General features: G+C 69.0%; 22 protein-coding genes. 9 read left to right on the top strand and 13 right to left on the bottom strand.

The window, feature by feature from the left end; all coding sequences use genetic code 11:
- Positions 1–43 precede the first annotated feature (43 nt).
- Positions 44–436, top strand: a complete 393-nt coding sequence (locus ABD156_RS29840; protein WP_344281073.1) for a RidA family protein — start codon at positions 44–46, stop codon at positions 434–436.
- Here the strand turns inward: ABD156_RS29840 and ABD156_RS29835 are convergent.
- Positions 426–1,274, bottom strand: a complete 849-nt coding sequence (locus ABD156_RS29835; RefSeq protein ID WP_344281070.1) for a PaaX family transcriptional regulator — start codon at positions 1,272–1,274, stop codon at positions 426–428. The genes ABD156_RS29840 and ABD156_RS29835 overlap by 11 nt on opposite strands.
- Positions 1,275–1,393: 119 nt before the next feature.
- Between ABD156_RS29835 and ABD156_RS29830 the strand changes: the two genes are divergently transcribed.
- A complete protein-coding gene (locus ABD156_RS29830; protein WP_344281067.1) occupies positions 1,394–2,065 on the top strand; it encodes a GNAT family N-acetyltransferase in 672 nt (223 codons plus the stop codon).
- Between the two features lie 32 nt (positions 2,066–2,097).
- Here ABD156_RS29830 and ABD156_RS29825 read toward each other — a convergent pair whose 3' ends face one another.
- The gene (locus ABD156_RS29825; protein WP_344281064.1) at positions 2,098–2,547 is read right to left on the bottom strand and encodes a MarR family winged helix-turn-helix transcriptional regulator; all 450 of its coding nucleotides are present in this window, start codon (positions 2,545–2,547) and stop codon (positions 2,098–2,100) included.
- A gap of 86 nt (positions 2,548–2,633) precedes the next feature.
- On the opposite strand from ABD156_RS29825, the gene ABD156_RS29820 reads away from it, so the two are divergent.
- Positions 2,634–3,038: a nitroreductase family deazaflavin-dependent oxidoreductase gene (locus ABD156_RS29820; protein ID WP_344281061.1), complete on the top strand. Its 405-nt coding sequence runs from the start codon at positions 2,634–2,636 to the stop codon at positions 3,036–3,038.
- 1 nt (position 3,039) lies between these two features.
- On the opposite strand, the gene ABD156_RS29815 is transcribed toward ABD156_RS29820, so the two are convergent.
- Positions 3,040–4,182 (bottom strand): FAD-binding oxidoreductase, encoded by a 1,143-nt coding sequence (locus ABD156_RS29815; RefSeq protein ID WP_344281058.1) that lies wholly within the window; start codon positions 4,180–4,182, stop codon positions 3,040–3,042.
- A gap of 70 nt (positions 4,183–4,252) precedes the next feature.
- On the opposite strand from ABD156_RS29815, the gene ABD156_RS29810 reads away from it, so the two are divergent.
- From ABD156_RS29810 to ABD156_RS29795, 5 genes are all read left to right on the top strand, one after another.
- Positions 4,253–5,128: a LysR family transcriptional regulator gene (locus ABD156_RS29810; RefSeq protein ID WP_344281055.1), complete on the top strand. Its 876-nt coding sequence runs from the start codon at positions 4,253–4,255 to the stop codon at positions 5,126–5,128.
- Positions 5,059–5,409, top strand: a complete 351-nt coding sequence (locus ABD156_RS47880; RefSeq protein ID WP_352268552.1) for a tryptorubin family RiPP precursor — start codon at positions 5,059–5,061, stop codon at positions 5,407–5,409. The genes ABD156_RS29810 and ABD156_RS47880 overlap by 70 nt, the downstream gene beginning before the upstream one ends.
- 78 nt (positions 5,410–5,487) lie before the next feature.
- The gene (locus tag ABD156_RS29805) at positions 5,488–6,531 is read left to right on the top strand and encodes a cytochrome P450 (protein ID WP_344281052.1); all 1,044 of its coding nucleotides are present in this window, start codon (positions 5,488–5,490) and stop codon (positions 6,529–6,531) included.
- Positions 6,532–6,573: 42 nt separating this feature from the next.
- Positions 6,574–7,353, top strand: coding sequence for an oxygenase MpaB family protein (locus ABD156_RS29800; protein ID WP_344281050.1), 780 nt, complete (start codon positions 6,574–6,576; stop codon positions 7,351–7,353).
- Positions 7,354–7,430: 77 nt separating this feature from the next.
- The gene (locus ABD156_RS29795; RefSeq protein WP_344281047.1) at positions 7,431–8,396 is read left to right on the top strand and encodes a DNA polymerase domain-containing protein; all 966 of its coding nucleotides are present in this window, start codon (positions 7,431–7,433) and stop codon (positions 8,394–8,396) included.
- Here the strand turns inward: ABD156_RS29795 and ABD156_RS29790 are convergent.
- Genes ABD156_RS29790 through ABD156_RS29780 form a run of 3 tightly spaced genes read right to left on the bottom strand, consistent with a single transcriptional unit; the run spans position 8,379 to position 10,497 of the window.
- Positions 8,379–9,116: a class I SAM-dependent methyltransferase gene (locus ABD156_RS29790; RefSeq protein WP_344281044.1), complete on the bottom strand. Its 738-nt coding sequence runs from the start codon at positions 9,114–9,116 to the stop codon at positions 8,379–8,381. The two genes, ABD156_RS29795 and ABD156_RS29790, sit on opposite strands and share 18 nt — an antisense overlap.
- Positions 9,113–9,511 carry a 6-pyruvoyl trahydropterin synthase family protein gene (locus tag ABD156_RS29785; RefSeq protein ID WP_344281041.1) on the bottom strand — a complete coding sequence of 133 codons (399 nt, stop codon included), beginning with the start codon at positions 9,509–9,511 and terminating at the stop codon, positions 9,113–9,115. Before ABD156_RS29785 ends, ABD156_RS29790 begins: the two co-directional genes overlap by 4 nt.
- Positions 9,512–9,522: 11 nt before the next feature.
- Complete coding sequence (locus ABD156_RS29780; protein ID WP_344281038.1) at positions 9,523–10,497, bottom strand: zinc-dependent alcohol dehydrogenase; 975 nt, start codon at positions 10,495–10,497, stop codon at positions 9,523–9,525.
- Between the two features lie 33 nt (positions 10,498–10,530).
- Here ABD156_RS29780 and ABD156_RS29775 point away from each other — a divergent pair, with 33 nt between their 5' ends.
- A complete protein-coding gene (locus ABD156_RS29775; RefSeq protein ID WP_344281035.1) occupies positions 10,531–11,247 on the top strand; it encodes a CDP-alcohol phosphatidyltransferase family protein in 717 nt (238 codons plus the stop codon).
- Positions 11,248–11,632: 385 nt separating this feature from the next.
- Here the strand turns inward: ABD156_RS29775 and ABD156_RS29770 are convergent, their stop codons facing one another.
- Genes ABD156_RS29770 through ABD156_RS29740 form a run of 7 tightly spaced genes read right to left on the bottom strand, consistent with a single transcriptional unit; the run spans position 11,633 to position 17,008 of the window.
- Positions 11,633–12,343: a nucleotidyltransferase domain-containing protein gene (locus ABD156_RS29770; RefSeq protein ID WP_344281032.1), complete on the bottom strand. Its 711-nt coding sequence runs from the start codon at positions 12,341–12,343 to the stop codon at positions 11,633–11,635.
- Between the two features lie 26 nt (positions 12,344–12,369).
- Positions 12,370–12,765, bottom strand: coding sequence for a VOC family protein (locus ABD156_RS29765; protein WP_344281028.1), 396 nt, complete (start codon positions 12,763–12,765; stop codon positions 12,370–12,372).
- 59 nt (positions 12,766–12,824) lie between these two features.
- On the bottom strand, positions 12,825–13,553 hold the full coding sequence (locus ABD156_RS29760; protein ID WP_344281025.1) for an SAM-dependent methyltransferase: 729 nt from the start codon (positions 13,551–13,553) through the stop codon (positions 12,825–12,827).
- Between the two features lie 42 nt (positions 13,554–13,595).
- Positions 13,596–14,219, bottom strand: coding sequence for a TetR/AcrR family transcriptional regulator (locus ABD156_RS29755; protein WP_344281023.1), 624 nt, complete (start codon positions 14,217–14,219; stop codon positions 13,596–13,598).
- Position 14,220: 1 nt separating this feature from the next.
- Positions 14,221–15,420 carry an NAD(P)/FAD-dependent oxidoreductase gene (locus ABD156_RS29750; protein WP_344281021.1) on the bottom strand — a complete coding sequence of 400 codons (1,200 nt, stop codon included), beginning with the start codon at positions 15,418–15,420 and terminating at the stop codon, positions 14,221–14,223.
- Positions 15,417–15,608 carry a ferredoxin gene (locus ABD156_RS29745; protein WP_067576490.1) on the bottom strand — a complete coding sequence of 64 codons (192 nt, stop codon included), beginning with the start codon at positions 15,606–15,608 and terminating at the stop codon, positions 15,417–15,419. Before ABD156_RS29745 ends, ABD156_RS29750 begins: the two co-directional genes overlap by 4 nt.
- Entirely contained in the window at positions 15,608–17,008 is a 1,401-nt protein-coding gene (locus tag ABD156_RS29740) for a fatty acid desaturase (RefSeq protein WP_344281016.1), read from the bottom strand. The genes ABD156_RS29745 and ABD156_RS29740 overlap by 1 nt, the downstream gene beginning before the upstream one ends.
- Positions 17,009–17,017 lie beyond the last annotated feature (9 nt).

The raw sequence follows: 17,017 nt of genomic DNA, 5'->3' as shown, positions 1-17,017 counted from the left end.
GTACGGTCGTCAAGAAGACGATAGATGGGTTACGCTCCCCGGCATGGAGCGGATCAATCCCCCCGAGCTGGGCAAGCCGTCGGGGTTCTCGCACGCGGTGGCGGCGCAGGGCAGGCTGGTGTTCCTTGCCGGACAGACCGCGTTGAACGCGGAGAACCGGATCGTCGGCGAGGGCGTCGTTGAGCAGTTCGAGCGCGCGCTCGGCAACTTGCTCACCGCATTGCGCGCGGCCGGCGGCGAACCCGCGGACCTGTGCAGTCTGACCGTCTACATCGTGGACATGGACGACTACAAGGCCAACGCGCGCGAGATCGGCCGCGTGTGGAAGCGGCTGGTGGGCGCGGATTACCCGGCGATGGCGGGCATCGGCGTGAACCGGCTGTGGGACGTCGAGGCGCTGGTGGAAGTGCAGGGCTACGCGGTGGTCAACCGCTGAGCACCTGCTGAAGGTGTGTACGGGCGGCTTCCTCGAGCCGGTCGTGCAGCGTGAAGAACACCTCCGCGGCGCGGATGCCGGACCAGCCCTCGGGCAGCAATTCCGCGGGCAGGCACGGGTCGAGGTACGGCATCCGCCGCCAGCCGGTGAGCACGCGCAGGTAATCGGCGAACGCTTCGTCCGCGGGCGTCGTGCGGCGGCGCTGCCACCGACGCAGCGCGGGTTCGTGCTCTTCGAGGAACGCCGTGTAGAGCTCGTCCAGCTGGTCCAGGTCCCACCACTCGCGCACCTTCTCGCGCGGGTCGCCGAAGGCGAGGTGCTCGGCGCGGAACACGTCGGCGTACGCGGCGAGCCCAAGGCGCTCCAGCGCGCCGACAGTGGCCTCGTACAGATGCGCCGGCGCGATCCAGACGCCCGAGGAAGCGGTGCCGAAACCCAGCCGCGACAGTTGCGTGCGCAGCACGTGCCGCTTGTGCCGTTCGGCTTCCGGCACCGAGAACACCGCGAGCAGCCAGCCGTCGGCGAGCTTCGCGCGGTCGCGGCGGAAGATCCGTTCGTCGCCCTCGCGGAGCAACTCCAGTGCGGTACCGGACAATTCGTACCCGGCGGATCCGTCGCGGCGCACGGCTTCGAGGACCCCGCGCCGTTTGAGCCGGGAAATCGACGACCGCACCGCGGGCTCGTCGACTCCGACCGCGGCGAGCAGATCGATCAGCGAGGCGACCGAAAGCCACTCGCCGCCAGTCAGATGGTGCACGCCGTAGACCGACACAATGAGGTGCCGGGGCTGGGCCGCGCGCCCGCCGTCGGCATCGGCTGCTTCCGGTACGGCCGTCACCCGGTCACCATACAGTGCCGATCGCCGCCAATCCGGCCGCCGCCGCGGCGGAGACAGGTTTCCGCGAGCCCCTCGGCCGCGAACCGGCTCAACCGGCGAGGGGTAGCATTTCCGGCGCGATGGCGTTTGTGAGCAATGCACCTTTGGTGAGCCGGCTGACCCGCTGCGGACGGCTGATGGCGAAACGCACCTGCGACCGCCGGGGGCACGCCTTCGCGTTCGGCCGGTTCCTTTTCCGCACCCCCACCGCGTGGGAGTACGCGGCGGCGGTCGCGGGCGGCAGCGATCCGGCGGCGCAACGCTGGCTCGGCTGGCTGGCCGACTCCGTGGTGGCCGAACCGATGCGCGCCGAGGCGCTGCGCGTCCTCCCCGGCACCGGACCGGACTGGACCACGCCCGACCCGCATTCGGTGGACGTCGTCGCGATCGATCTCGTGGCGGGCCGCTGCGCCGGGCTCGTGAGCGTGCACGCGGGCGAGGACGGCGGCCCGGAAACCGGCGGCTATCTCGCGCCGGAGTATCGCGGACAGGGATTCGGCCGCGACCTGTTCGCCGCCGGTCTCGTGCTGGCGCACGAACATCTCGGGCTTTCGCGGGTGCGCGCGGGCGCGGAGGTCGGCAACGTCGCGAGCGGCCGGTCGCTGGAAGCCGCCGGATTGCGCCGCGTGCCGGGGCCGCCGCGATACACGCTGCCGGACGGGCGGGCCTGCGAAGCCTGGTGGTACCAGCACGACGCGGCTTGGCCGAAGAAATGCGCGGGACCGCAGGCGCAGTGGCTAGTCGCCTCGTGAGTGACAATGCCGGTTCTAACCGGCATAAACACTCACGACCCGTACTGCTCGTACACCTTGAGCGTCTTGATCACCATGGCCCGTTCGCCCGGACTCAACGGCGCCAACGCCGCCTGCCACGCCTTCGCCCCGCGCGCGAGCCACGCGTCGACCGCCGGGCGCTTGTCCGCGTGGATGCTCACGATGGTGCGCCGCCGGTCGTCCGGGTCCTCGGTGCGCTCCAGGACGCCTTGCCGCGAGAGGTCGCCGACCATCAGACTCGCTGTGGTGGGCGCGATTTCGAGCCGCCCGGCGAGTTCGTTGACCGTCATCGGGCCGTCGAACAACAGATAGGCCAGGAGCGACAGATGCCGCGGCGCGAGCGTGACGTCGTCGAGTTCCGGAGGCGGCGGCGTCCGCTTCGCGCGCCCGACGAGACGGGGCATGAGAAGCAGCAGTTCGCGGACCCCGTCGTCCAGGGTCGGGCCGGGCTCGGTGACCATGTCGCGACAGTACCTGCGCGTGTGTTGACAGCCCGATTCGCGCGATCCTAGGTTTGTTGTTACATCATCAACAGGGGAGTTCTCCGATGTCGGACTGGAACCAGCAGATCATCGACGAGTTCCGCGCGAACGCGGGCAAGGTCGGCGGCATGTTCGAGGGCAAGAACATGGTGCTGATCACGCACATCGGTGCGAAGAGCGGCAAAGAGCGGGTGAGCCCGCTGGTGTACACCACCGACGGCGACCGGATCGTGATCGTCGCGTCCAAGGGCGGCGCGGACACCAACCCGGACTGGTACCACAACCTCGTCGCCAACCCGGCCGTCACGGTCGAGATCGGCACCGACAAGTTCCCGGCGACCGCGAAGCTCGTGGAAGACCGCGCCGAGCGCGACCGGCTGTACGCCGGGATGGTCGCGCACGCCGAGGGCTTCGCGGACTACGAGAAGAAGACCGAGCGCGTGATCCCGGTCTTCGTTCTCGAGCGCTGACTCAGCCCAGCGGCTGTCCGTAGACGAAGCTCCGCAGCCGTCCAGTCGACATCGGATCCAGCGGAGCGAAGAGCTTGGCGTGCGCGGCCTGAATGGTCGCCGCGTCCGGCTCGATCACCGACAGCGCGCGCACGGTGTAGCGCGAATCGGCGGTGAAATCCGGTGCTGTGGAGTGCTGGTACGCGCCGCCGAGCAGGTCGATGATCAGCACGGTCGGCACGGATGCGTCCGGGCCGGCGTGGTCGAGCACAGTGCTCAGCACGTCGTCCCGGAGCGTCGGCAGCACGCGGTTGTCGCCGAGGTACGAGTGCGGGTTCGGCGGTTCCGCGGCGATCTTGCCGGAGTCGGTGAACGGCATCGTGGAGAGCGTTTCCTGCAGCGGGCCGAGTGCGCGCAGCGGCGCGACGAGTTCGTCGCCGCCGGTGCCGAGATAGGCCACGCGGATGTGCGCGATGTGCTTGCCCCGCAACGGTTCCGGCACCATCGGCAGATCCGGGTACGGCAGCATCGCGACCGAGGTGCCGACAGTGTCCGGCAGATCGGCGGTCCAGTCGCGCCAGGTGCGCAGGACGTCGGGGATCTTGGCGGTGTCGAAGTACAGGCCGCCGCCGTACAGCTCGGTCACCGGGACCAGACCGAACTCCAGCGACGTCACGATCCCGGCGTCGATCGGGCCGGTCGTGCGGGTTCCGTCGGGCCGCACGATCTCCGCGGAGCGGACGCGGTCCGAGGCCAGGCCGAAGTGCCGGCCGAGGAGACCGAAACCGCCGCCGAGGGTGTAGCCGACCACGCCGACGCCCGGCGCCGAACCGCTCAGCGGCGCGAGCCCGTGTTCCGCGGCGGCGGTAATGACGCTGCCCCAGGTGGTTCCGGCTTCGACGCGCGCCACAGCGCGGTCCGGGTCGACGGTCACGCCGGTCATTCGGCGCGTCGAGATCAGCACGCCCTCGGCCGGCGCGCGCAGGCCGTGTCCGGTCGCCTGCACGGAAACCGGCAGGTCGCGCTCGGCCGCGAGCCGGACCGCTGCCGCGACGTCGTCCGCGCTGGCGGCGGCGACGACCAGCTGCGGGGTGGAGCTGATGCCGGTCTGGAATCCGGCGATCTCTCCGCGGTAACCAGCCTGGTCAGGGGTGAACGTCTGCATGCCTTCAGCCTGCTGGCTGCTCGGCGATAAGTCCAAGAGATACTAGTTCCAGCAGCTAGAATGACTGGTTATGGAACTGCATCAGCTCGAGTACTTCGTCGCGGTCGCCGAGGAAGCCAACTTCACCCGTGCGGCGGCCCGGATGCACGTCGCGCAGCCCGGGGTCAGCGCGCAGATCCGGCGGTTGGAACGCGAGCTGGGGCAGCCGTTGTTCGATCGGTCCGGCCGCACAGTACGGCTCACCGGGGTCGGCGAGGCCGCTCTGCCGCACGCTCGGGCCGCGTTGGCGGCGGTCGCGGCGGTGCGGGAGACGGTCGCGGAGCACGAGGGTTTGGTGCGCGGTCAGGTGTCGATGGGGATGGTGACTTCACTCGGGCCGGTCGAGCTGCCGGAGTTCCTTGCCGAGTTCGCCGAGCGCTACCCCGGCGTGGAAATCACGCTCAGTGAAGCGAATTCCGACCTGATGGTGGACGCACTGCGCGAAGGACGGCTGGACGCCGCGGTGATCGGCCTGGCTGATGGCGTACCCGCCGGGCTCACTACCCAGATCGTGCTTGACGAGGAACTCGTCGCGGTCACCTCGCTGCGGGACGAATTCGCTGATCGGGACTCGGTCACCTTGGCTGAGCTGGCTGAACGGTCGTTGATCTGCTTGCCGAAGGGCACTGGCATGCGCGGCGTGCTGGACCGTGGCTTCGCCGCGGCGGGGCTGCATTCGCGGGTGACGATCGAGGCGAGCGATCCGAACGTGCTGGCCAAGCTCGGGATGCGGGGTCTTGGCGTGGCGCTGGTCCCGTTGTCGCTGGCTCGCTATTACGCCGAAGAGCTGCACACTTTGCGACTGCGGCCGGAGTTGCGGGGACAGTTGGCGCTGGCGTGGCGGTCCGATGGTCCGGCTGGGCCCGCCGCTCGGGCGCTCATCGAGTTCGCCCAGTCGGTGCTTTAGCAGGGCGCGAAGGATACCGACGCCGCCGCGGATGCGCCAAGGAATTCGGGCCGGAATTCCCGAACCGACGACCTGGCGCTCCCAAACAGAACGACCGCAGTGGGCCGTTCAGGTTGTCTTCTCGTGAATTCCCGGGAATTCGTCGTACTGTCGGCATCGGCCGCGAGTGCGGTCGAACTTCCCGAGAAGACGGAGGCATTTCCGTGAAGCTTGTTCGTCTCGTGCGCAAGGCCCTCCCGAGCAAGAGCCTGAAGTCTTACGCCTGGTACGGCTGGATCTGACGGTCTCATCAGGGCGGCACCGGCCGGTTCCGGAATTCCCGGTACCGGCCGGTACCGCCGCTCACGAGGAGTTGTTAGGTGACCATTCCCGCTGAACGGAACAAAGTGCGGCAGGTGGTATTCGCGCCGCGGATTCAAGAACTGTTCGACCGTTATCGGGGGAAATCCTTCTTTCGGCTGGAACCGGACACGGTCGGCGTCGCCGGGGCCGAGTTGATGGACGCACTGCTGCGCAGCCGTCCGGCGAATGCCGAGGAGCGGCCGACGTTCAAGCCGGTGCGCGGCCGGGTCGTTACGCGGCCGGAATCGTCGGCGCTGATGCGGGCGGTCGGCGCGGACGTGCGGGCCGCGCTCAAGAAGCCGCTCGACGGCGCCGACCTCGCCGGAACCTGGCCCGCCGTGCCGCACAACTACCTGCGCGACCTGGTGTTCGGCCGCGAACAACGGCGGTTCCGCGTCCTCGTCGACCGGCGGCTGGAGCTCACGCCGAAGATCACCTGGGCCGCGGTCGCCACCGGTGCCGCGCTCTGGGGACGGCCCGCGCCCGAGGTCGCGCTGTCCACTCTGGCGCGGATGGTGCTGGAAGCGGACACCTTCGAGCAGCGCCGTTTCGCGATGTACCTCTACCGGCGCGTGGCCGGGCCGATCTGCTTCACCGTCGCCGCGCTGGTCACGAACGCTTTGTGGCTCAGTTCGCCGCTCGACGACGACGTGCCGACCGAGTACGTGCTCAACGAGGCGCTCCGTCTCCTGCCGCCGTCGTGGAACATCCTGCGGGTGCGTTCGCCGGAGTTCACCGAGGTGGACGCCCGGATCGGCCCGGGCGACGACGTTCTGTTGCTGCCGCTGCTCAGCCACCGCGACCCCGAACTGTGGGACGCGCCCGACGAGTTCCGGCCGAGCCGCTGGGCCGCGCTGGACCCGGACAGCCACCCCGGTTACCTGCCCTTCGGGCACAGCAATGAACGCTGCTGGGGACGGCACCTCGTGCTTCCGCTGGCGGAACGCATACTCGACCTGGTCCGGCGCGACGGGCTCGTCGTCGACCCGGCGCAGACGCGGGCCCGGGTGCACCTGGACGGGCTGCTGGAGGTGGCGGACGTGCGGATCGTGCGTGCCTGACAGCTCTTGACAACGTGTCAACGGAGGCGTTCCCCTGGACGGATGCTCCAGGACGGCATGCTCGGCGTCAGCCTGCTCGCGGGCGGCGCGAACGTGATCATGCAGCTGGGCCGGCCCGCGGTCGGGTACGGCGTGATGGAAAGCCGCGTCGATTCCGGGAATCTCTTCAAGCATCCGCTGAAGCGCACGCGCACCACTGTCACCTACCTCGCGGTCGCCGTGCTGGGCACGGACGCTGACCGGGCGGCGTACCGGCGAGCGGTGAACGCGGTGCACGCGCAGGTGGTTTCGACTGACGCGAGTCCGGTGCAGTACCGCGCTTTCGACCGGGAGTTGCAGCTGTGGGTCGCCGCCTGTCTGTGTCATGGCGTCGAGGACGTGCACCGCGCGTTTCTTGGCCGGCCCGCGCCGGAATCGTGGTACGCCGAGGCCTCGGCGCTGGGCACGACGCTGCAGGTGCGTCCTGAGGACTGGCCGGACGACTTCGCCGCGTACTGGGCGGACGGACTGGCCCAAGTGGACATCGACGACCCGATGCGGGAGTACCTCACGGCCATCGCGAACCTGGAATTCCTGCCGCGGCCGTTGTCGCTCCTCTTCGGACGGTTCCACCGCTTCGTGACGACCGGGTTCCTGCCGGAGGTCTTCCGCGAACAGATGCGGCTGCCGTGGTCGGCCGCGGATCAGCGCCGGTTCGATCGGCTGACGCGCGGGATCGGCCGAATGGTCGAACGGCTTCCGTTGCGCGTGCGGCGATTCCCGTATGACGCCTGCCTCGCGGACTTCCGGCGGCGGTTGCGGAAGGGAAAACCGCTCGTCTAAGCGGTTGACCGGGATGCGGTGGTCGGCAAGGGTTGATGCATGGCCACTGTCGACGTAATCCCTGCCGCGGAGGCAGCATGAGCAAAGCGGATGAGGTGCGCGAAGGGGTTTCCCTGACCAACCTCGACCAGGAGCTGTTCGTCGACGCCGGGGTGACTAAGCGCGACCTCGTCGACTACTTCGACGCTGTTTCGGACCGGTTGCTGCCGGTGCTGCGCGACCGTCCGCTGTCGGTGATGCGGGTGCTGCGCGGGCAGGACGCGTTCATGCAGAAGAACCTGCCGAAGTACACGCCGGAGTGGGTGCCGCGGGCGAAGCTATGGGCGGAGAGTTCACAACGGACAGTCACCTACGGCCTGTGCAACGACCGCCGGACGCTGCTGTGGTTCGGCAATCAGCGCGCGGTCGAGCTGCATCCCGCGCTGACGCGAGTGGAGCCGGTCGGCCAGACCGATCTGATCATGGACCTCGACCCGCCGGAGGGTGCGGATTTCAGCGTCGCGGTGGCGGCGGCCCGGCTGGTGCGGCAGGCCTTGGCCGACGTCGGGCTCGCCGGTGCGTTGAAGACCAGCGGATCCAAGGGTGTGCATGTGTTCGTGCCGCTGGTTCCCGGTTTGTCCTTTGAGGACGTCGCGGCGGCGACGCGCGCGGTCGGTGCGCGAGCGGAGCGGATCGACCCGGAGCTGGCGACCACGGCGTTCATCCGGGAAGACCGGCACGGCAAGGTGTTCCTCGATTCGACCCGGGCGGGCGGGGCCACTGTGGCGGCGGTCTACAGTCCGCGGATCCGGCCTGGTGCGCCGGTGTCGTTCCCGGTTCGCTGGGCGGACGCGGACGACGTCAAACCGGCGGATTTCACCGTGAAGACCGCGATCGGGCTGCTGGGGAGCGCTGATCCGTGGGCGGAGGAATTGCCGGAGCCGCAGGAGCTTCCGGCGGATCTCGTGGCCGAGGGGCACACGATCCCGGTCGCCCGGGTCGCGGCGATGCACGAGGGCAAACGCCGGGCCCGGGCGCGACGGGAGTCAGGGGAGAGCGAGTAGATCCTGGTGGTGCACGGTGACCTCGGTGATCTGCCGGTCCTCGGGCAATGCCAGCGTCGGGTCTTGTTCTTGTGCCGCGGCAACGAATCCGCGGTACCAGGTGTCGATGAGTTCGCGGTGTTCCGGCCCGAGCCGCCACGGCGACGGTCTGGTGTGGACTGTCCAGCCGTGCCGCTGAAACTCCGCCGCGGTGAAGGCGACGGCTTCCGGGCCGAGCTTTCCGTCCCGGCGCTGGTGGTTGTTGAAGGCCTCGTTGAGCGCTTCGTCTACGGCGTCCGCGGGGGTGAGGTGAGCGGATCCAGTCACGGACAAAGTGAGGAACGCCGGGCATTGAGCATCCACACAGGACTGCACCAGCCGCTGAATCTCCTCCTTGGCAAGAAGATCCAGCAACGCGGAAGCTGTCACTAACGAAGTGTCGCTGATGTCCAGCCGGGTCACGTCGGCTTGCTGTGTCTCGACGCTGACGCCCGGCGGAAGGCTGCGCGCGGCGATCTCCAGCAGCCGCGGGTCCTGGTCGTGCAGAATCCACCGTTGCGGCTTCGGAAGACGACCGCTCAACCAGCGTCCCATCGCCCCGGTGCCGCAGCCGAGATCCCGGATGACTGCCGGACTGCGCGGGAGCAAGGCGACCAGATCGGCCGCCCGGGCCGCGGTGTCGGCGGGCTCTCTGAGCTTCAGCCATTCCGGCGCGTAACCGGAAGAGTCCACTGTGGTCACAAGGAACGCTCGTATCCGGCGGAAGCGGCGTGGGATTCGTGCAGGGTCACCGAAATCTGCGCCAGCCCCCGCGCGTTCTCGCCGAGTTCCCCGGCATGGATCCGGTCCGCGAGCCGGTCGGCGATCACCTTGGCGAGGTATTCCGTCGAGGTGTTGATGCCGGCGAAATCGGGTTCGTCGTCGAGATTCCGGTAGTTCAGGTCGGCGAGCACCGTGCCCAGCTGCTGGGTCGCGAGCCCGATGTCGACGACGATGTTGTCCGAGTCCAATTCGGACCGCCGGAACGTCGCGTCGACCACGAACGTCGCGCCGTGCAAGCGTTGCGCCGGGCCGAAAACCTCGCCGCGGAAACTGTGGGCGACCATGATGTGATCGCGCACGGTGACACTGAACAACGCGTTCTCCTTTACGGGTAGGTGATCCGGTGCGCCAGTCCGCGCAGAGTTCCGTCCGCCAGTCGTGCCGCGACGTCCGGCAGTTCGGCGAAGGCGGATTCGCCGGTGATGAGGACGTCGAACGCCGGGTCCGCGAGCAGCCGCAACGCCAGCGCCATCCGGTCGCCGTAACTGCGCCGCGCGGCGCGAGCAGGCGAGACGGTGCCGACCTGGCTGCCGCGCACGGTGAGCCGCCGCGAATGGAAGTTCTCGCCGAGCGGCACCGACACCTGACGGTCGCCGTACCAGCTCAGCTCGACCACCGTGCCCTCGCGGCCGAGCAGCTCCAACGAACGCGCGAGACCGGCGTCGGTCGCGCTGGCGTGCACCACGAGGTCGAGGTCGCCGGTCGCGGTTTCCGGGGTGGCGTAACGGATGCCGAACGCGTCCGCGACCTCCGCGCGGTCCGGATCGGGGTCGACGAGCTGGACGTCCACGCCGGGAAACCGCGACAGCAGCCGCGCGACGCTGCAGCCGACCATTCCAGCCCCGATCACTGCGATCCGGTCGCCGACCAGCGGCGCAGCGTCCCAGAGCGCGTTCACCGCGGTCTCGACAGTCCCGGCGAGCACCGCCCGCGCCGCGGGGACGTCGTCCGGCACCACCGTGACCGCCGAGGCGGGCACGACGTACTCGGTCTGATGCGGGTAGAGACAGAACACCGTGCGGCCAGTCAGCTCCGCCGGTCCGGAAAGGACCTCGCCGACGTTCAGGTAGCCGTACTTGACCGGCCACGGAAAGTCGCCCTCCTGATACGGCGCGCGCATGATGTCCTGCTGACTCGCGGGCACGCCGCCGCGTAATACGAGACTTTCCGTACCGCGGCTCAACGCCGAAAATCGCGTTCGGACCAGCACTTCGTCGGCTCGCGGAGCAGCCACCTGCGCTGATCGGACCTCCCCGCCCGCGGCCGAAGTGAACCAGAAAGCCCGCACCGCCCGTGTCAAGGTTGTCCTCCGTTGCTGCCGGATCGAGGCGAAATGGCTGTCTCCACCTGTACACGAACCCCGGCCGAGCTGGGTTCAACTGTCGTCCAGCAGGCCCCCGCGCTGCTGGCGCAACTCGCGCTGCTGACCTTGCTGACCGTCACGACCGGCCTTGGCCTCGCCGGCTGGGCCGTCGGCGTCGCCTACCTCCTCGGCCTGTTAGTGCTGCTCACCCAGGGCGCCTGGCGGATCCGCGTCTACCGGCTGGGCCCCGCCGACCAGGTGACCCTCGCCCGAGCGGCCCTGATCGGCACCGTGACAGCCTTGGTAGCCGATCGCCTGGGCGGGCACCCGCAGCTGGCCCTGATCATCCCCATCGCCGCGGTCGCCCTGGCCCTGGACGCACTAGACGGCCACGTCGCCCGCCGCACCGGCACCGTCTCCGCGCTGGGCGCCCGCTTCGACATGGAAGCGGACGCGTTCCTGATCCTGGTGCTGAGCGTCCTGGTCGCCACGAACGTCGGCCCTTGGGTCCTGGCAATCGGCCTGATGCGCTATGCCTTCGTCGCGGCGGCCCGGCTGTGGCCGTGGCTTCGAGCCCCGCTGCGCCCGAGCTGGGCACGAAAGGCGGTCGCGGCCCTGCAAGGAATCGCCCTGACCGCCGCGGCCGCGGGACTCGCGCCGACGGTCTTGGCGGGGATTGCGGTGGTTGCGCTGAGCTGGTCTTTCGGCCGGGATGTGTGGTGGCTGTACCGGAACCGCGCCGCCTGAATTCCGCTACCGCGATTCTCCACGGCCGGGGTTTACGTATCGGAAACCGTGGTTCCCGCACTGTCGTGGCTCTTGTTTCCGCAGGACCGCGAAAAGGGCCAGCCGTTCGCCCCGCGCAGCTCCGCTTCAGCGGACTACCGCAGGTAGAACGACTGGCCCCGGGATGCGGTATCGGCCCCCCTCCGGCTGATTGCCAACCTCCCAAAGCCCACTCTAGCGGTGTCTGAATACCTCCGCTTAACCCGTCCGTGGTTAACCGGGGCGTATTCCTTTCGAGGTATCTGTCGGTGAGTCAATAGTGTGGAGAATTGCTCTCGAGCTGCGGATCTCTTGTGGTTAGCGATCGCAAAAAGAAACCGTACGAGGATCTTGCTGGCTCCTCCGGTCAGGGAAGGCGAGGGTCGGTGACCCGGTATCCGTCCTGCAGCGGTCCGCCTGCGAGGTCGAGCACCGCACGGGCGACAGCGCCGAGCCGTGGCGCATCGGACGCGGCGGCGGCCAGTCGTCCGGCCAGCCGGGGGTCGTGGTCGTGGAGTTCGCGCCACAGCCATTTGCCGCTGCCCTGCCAGTGCTGTCCGGCCAGCAGAGCCAGTTGCGCGGTCTTGGTCAGCACCCGAACGGCGATGAAGGCGATCTCGGCCGGGTCGCCGGCTCCGGTCAGGTCGTCGAGCAGGTCGGTGAGTTCGTACCGCTGAGCGTCGAGTTCGTCCGGCGTCGCGGCGGCGGGGCCCTCGGCCAGCCGTTGCCGCATCTCGGCCTGCAGCCGGGTGCCGAGGCCGTCGCGATCGGCTACGAGCGCTCCCTCGGCGATGAGTCGCGGGATTCCGGGCCAGCGGCGTGCCAGATTGTCGGCGCAGTAGGCCCGCAGGGCCTCTTCGTCGTGCACCAGCGCTTCCACTGGCCAGTTTTCCCAGCGAAACGAATGCCGGTACGGGGCGTCGCGGGGCTCGGTGATCACCACGAGGTCGAGATCGGACGTCGGCGTGCGCCGGTCGGCCAGCACGCTGCCGCCGACGATCACGACCCGGGCGTCCGCGAGCAACCGGCTGGCAAGCTCACCGGCGGCGGCGACTGGCTCACTTCTCCGCAGGTCCAACGCCGCGGCCCCCTTCCGTCAGCGCCTCAGCCCTTGGCGCTCAACTGCCAAGACACACCCCACCGGTCGTTGACCCACGCGAATGGCCCGAAGCCGTAGTCGTCGAGCGGCATCAGCGTTCCGCCGCCCTCGCCGAGGGCCTCGTAGATGCGCTTGAGTTCGTCGGCCGAGTCGACGGTGACGAACAGCGAGGTCGACGGCGTGAAGTCGAAGGCGTGCTGGACGAAGCTGTCGCTGCACCGCACGCGCTGCCCGGCGACGGTGAACTCGGCCATCACGATCGTTCCCTCCGGGCCGGGGCCGTCGGCGCCGTAACGCTGCTCGGACAGCACGGAGTCGCCGGGGAACAGCGAGGTGTAGAAGGCCATCGCCTCGGCGGCGTCGCGCTTCTGGAACATCAGGAACGGCACGAGGTCGGTCATCGGAGCGCCCTTTCGCAGGTTGGGGTCAGGTCCGAACGTGGCATTGACAAGAAGTTTTGTCAAGCGCGCAGCACGACGCAGGCGAAGCCGAACGAGTGCCGGTAATCCCGGAGCCACTCGTCCCGGTGGGTGGCCGCGGCGGCGAGGGCTTCCGCCTGGTCGGGGTCTTCCGGGTGGTCCAGGGCCCATTCGGCGAGGCTGCCGGTCCACGACCATTCGTAGGCGTCCAGTTCGCCGCGGGTGCTGGTGTGGCCGTGGGTCGGCGTCCAGCCTGCGGAAATCACCTGGTCGAGGAGTTCGGGCAGGTCGGGCAGGTCGCCGAAGATTTCGAGCGCGGCGGGGGTGGGCTCGGATTCCCAGTAGGCGTCGCCGATCAGGGCGCGGCCGCCGGGGCGGACGTGGGTGCGCAGCGCGGCGAGGGTGTCGGTCAATCCATCGAAGGCGTGGGTCGAGCCGATGCACAGGACGGTGTCGAATTCGGCGGTGGCGGGGAATTCGGTGGCTGACTGCTGATGGAGGGTCAGCCGGTCGGCGACGCCCCGTTCGGTGGCGGCGGCGCGGGCGCGCGAGAGGGCGAATTCCGAGGTGTCGACGCCGACGGCGCGGAGTTTCGGGTACGCGGCGAGCGCGCGGATCAGCCATTCGGCACCGCCGCAGCCTAGGTCCAAAACAGCCGCGTCCTCGTGCGGGATGCTGCGGTCGAGCAGGCGCTGGACCTCGTCGTCGCTGATCGGGGACGCGATGGGGTGCCGGGTGTGGGCGAGTGCGGAAAGTCGTTCACGGTTCACGCGCGGCAGGCTGACACGTGCGCCCACCAACGCGCATCTCGTTTACGAGCGGGTGCGCATCGACGCCGACGGGGCGGTGCCGAGCACGCGAGTAGCGACCCAGGCCAGGCCGTCGGCGGTCTCGGCGGGCGTGCCGGACGGCTGCATCACGTGGCTCAGCACGGTGCGCACGACGAGGTCCATGACCACGGTGAGCTGGCCGTCGTCCAACGGCGGGGCGTAGCTGCGGACCCGGCCGCGCAGGACGGCTTTCGCTTCGGTGAGCAGGGTGCCGGCGCGGGTGGTCAGCAGGGGCAGGAATTCGTTGTCGGTGCCGTGCGTCGCGGAGGCGATGGCGCGCAAGAGGATGTTGTCGTCGGCCAGTTCGAGCACCGCGCGGACCGCGTCGTAGATCGCCTCGACCAGGTCGTCCGGATGCCGGTCGAACGCGGTGCTCACGACCGCGAGGAACCGGCGCAGCTCGTGCGAGATCATCGACTCGGCGAGCGCGGTTTTCGAGCCGATCTCGTTGTAGACGGTCTGCCTGCTCACCCCGACCAGATCGGCCAGCCGCGCCATGGTGACCGCGGACCAGCCGGATTTCGCGGTGAGTTCGATGGCGGCGGTGATGATGGGCTGCCGGTACTGGCCGCCCGCGGGCACCGGAAGCACGCTCATAGCCGTCATTCTAGGCGGCCGTTTCGAGCGCGAAAGCGACTGCCTCGGACCACGGCGCCCGCGCGGCGATCCGCTTGCGGTACTTCATGATGTCGCGCGGCCGGTCGACGGTGAACGCACCGACGAGCCGGTCGCCGCGCCGGTACAGGGCGGTGAAGCCGTCCTCGGCCGGGACCGCGACGACGACCTCGTCCGCCCGCGGCGTCCCGACGAACTGAATGCGGTGCGAGTACCAATCGGACCAGAAATACGGCACGGCACTGAACACCCGCGCGCTCGCGGGGTCCAGCGCGTGCCGAGCCGCGGCCGCACCCTGCTCGGCCGCGTTCGTCCAGTGCTCCAGCCGCATCAGCTCGCCGTCGAACAGCGCGTTCGCCACGTGCGCGACGTCGCCGGCCGCGTAGACGCCGTGCGCGGCGGCGAGGGTGCCGTCGCAGATGATGCCGCCGTCGCGCTCGTGCAGCAGGAGTCCGCTGTCGCGCAGCCAGCCGGTGGCCGGTTCCGCGCCGATTCCCGCAACGACGAGGTCGGCTGGGAGAGTTTCACCGGTGGACAGCTGCACGCCGGTCACCGCGCCATCTTGCGACGCGAAGCCGGTGACCCTGGTGCCCAGCCGGAGGTCGGTGCCCGCCGCGCGATGCAGATCCGCGCAAACCTCACCGACCTCGGGGCCGACCGCGCGCACCAAAGGAGTGTCGAGCGCTTCCACAATGGACACTGGCAGGCCGCGTTTGCGCGCGGCTGAAGCGACTTCCGAACCGATGAAACCGGCACCGATCACGACTGTCCTAGCACCACTGTCCAATGCGGACCGGATGGCGGCGGAGTCGTCCGCGGTGCGCAGGGAGTGAATGCCGGAGATCCCCTCGGTGTCCGGAAGGACTCGGGCGGCGGCTCCGGTAGCGATGACCGCTGCGTCGTAGGGGACTGTCGTGTCGCCGGTGTGGATCTCCCGGGCGATCGGGTCGAGTCCGGTCGCGGGAGTTCCCAGCCGGAGGTCGACGCCGAGGTCACGCAGGTCGTCCGCGCCGAGAAACGGTTCCACCGCAACTGGTCCGTCCGCCGCGAGGAAAGCCTTCGACAGCGGCGGCCGGTCATACGGCAGGCGATCCTCCGCGCCGAGCAGCACAATCCGGCCGTCGTATCCCGTCCGCCGCGCCGATTCGACTGCTCGCAATCCCAGCGAGGCGCCGACCACCGCGAGCGTCATGACACCAGTTTCAGTGCGAGCACCGGGCAGGCGTCGACCGCTGCGGCGAGGTCGGTCCGGTGCTCCTCGCCGGGGTTGCCGTCGAGCACGACGACCGTGCCCTCGTCGCCCACCTCGAAGAAGTCCGGAGCCATCGCCTCGCACATGCCCAGGCCGTCACACTTGTTCAAATCCGCTTCGATCCGCATCACACACTCATCCTTCCGGGAGCAACGAAGTCGACCTTTTCCCTTACGCCGCAGTCGGGACAGCACCAACTGTCCGGAATGGACGACCATGGCGTACCGGCCGGGAAGCCTTCGCGCGGGTCGCCGCGCTGCTCGTCGTAGACGTATCCGCAGCCGGGGCACATGCCGCCTTCGCTGGCGTCACCGCGCACGTCGTCCGGCACGGCCACCGTCTCGTGAGCAGAAGATCCATACCGGGCAAGGATTTTCTCCCGCTTCGACGGCTGGATGTTCGCCCGGCTGATGTCGCCTTCGAAGTGGTTGAGCACCCGCTGGTCCATCACGCGCCGCCACAGCGGCGGGAACAGCGCGAGCACGATCATCCCGGCGTACCCGGTCGGCAGCACCGGAGATTCGGCGAAGTCGCGCAGGGTCTGGTAGCGGCGCGTCGGGTTGGCGTGGTGATCGCTGTGCCGCTGCAGGTGGTACAGCAGGACGTTGGTCGCGATGTTGTTGGAATTCCAGCTGTGACTGGGATCCACGCGCTCGTACCGGCGGCGCTCCGGCGGGCCGACCTTCTGCCGCCGCATCCCGTAGTGCTCCATGTAGTTCACGACTTCCAGCAGCGAGAACCCGATCACCGCCTGGATCGCCAGGTACGGCAGGATTCCGACGCCGAGCCACGCCACCATCGCCACCCACAGCACCGCGGACATCAGCCACGCGTTGAGCACGTCGTTGCCGATCCGGAACGGATGCTTGTCGCGGCGGGCGTAACGCTTGCGCTCCAGGCCCCACGCGGATTTCAGCGAACCGAACACCGTGCGCGGCCAGAACCGGTAGAAGCTCTCGCCGACGCGGCTCGACGCCGGGTCCTCCGGAGTCGCGACACGCACGTGGTGCCCGCGGTTGTGCTCGATGTAGAAATGCCCGTAAAAGCTTTGCGCCAGCGCGATTTTCGACAGCCAGCGCTCGTGGCTTTCCTTCTTGTGGCCCAGTTCGTGCGCGGTGTTGATGCCGATCCCGCCGATGCAGCCGATCGAGATCGCGAGGCCGATCTTGTCCACAACGGACAGTTCGCCGCGGGCGATCAGCCAGAACGCGAAGACGAACCCGACGTACTGGATCGGCAGGAACAGGTAGGTGATCCACCGGTAGTAGCGGTCCTGTTCGAGCCGTTCGATCACGTCGTCCGGCGGATTGCTCCGGTCGAGGCCGGCGACCAGGTCGATCGCGGGCACGATCGCCAGGATCACGATCGGCCCGATCCAGAACCAGACGCCCCAGCCGGTCGCGGCGTGCAGGCCGATCGCGAGGAACGCGAGCGACGGCACGACCAGCCCGATCAGCCACAGGTACCGCTTCTTGTCGGTCCAGCGTTCGGTCGACCCCAGCGGCACCGTGCCGGTCATCTCGCTCATCGCGCCCTC

It is taken from the genome of Amycolatopsis albidoflavus, assembly GCF_039525725.1.
In the GTDB taxonomy this organism is placed as follows: Bacteria; Actinomycetota; Actinomycetes; order Mycobacteriales; family Pseudonocardiaceae; genus Amycolatopsis; species Amycolatopsis albidoflava.
This window is presented reverse-complemented; position numbering and strand designations above follow the sequence as displayed.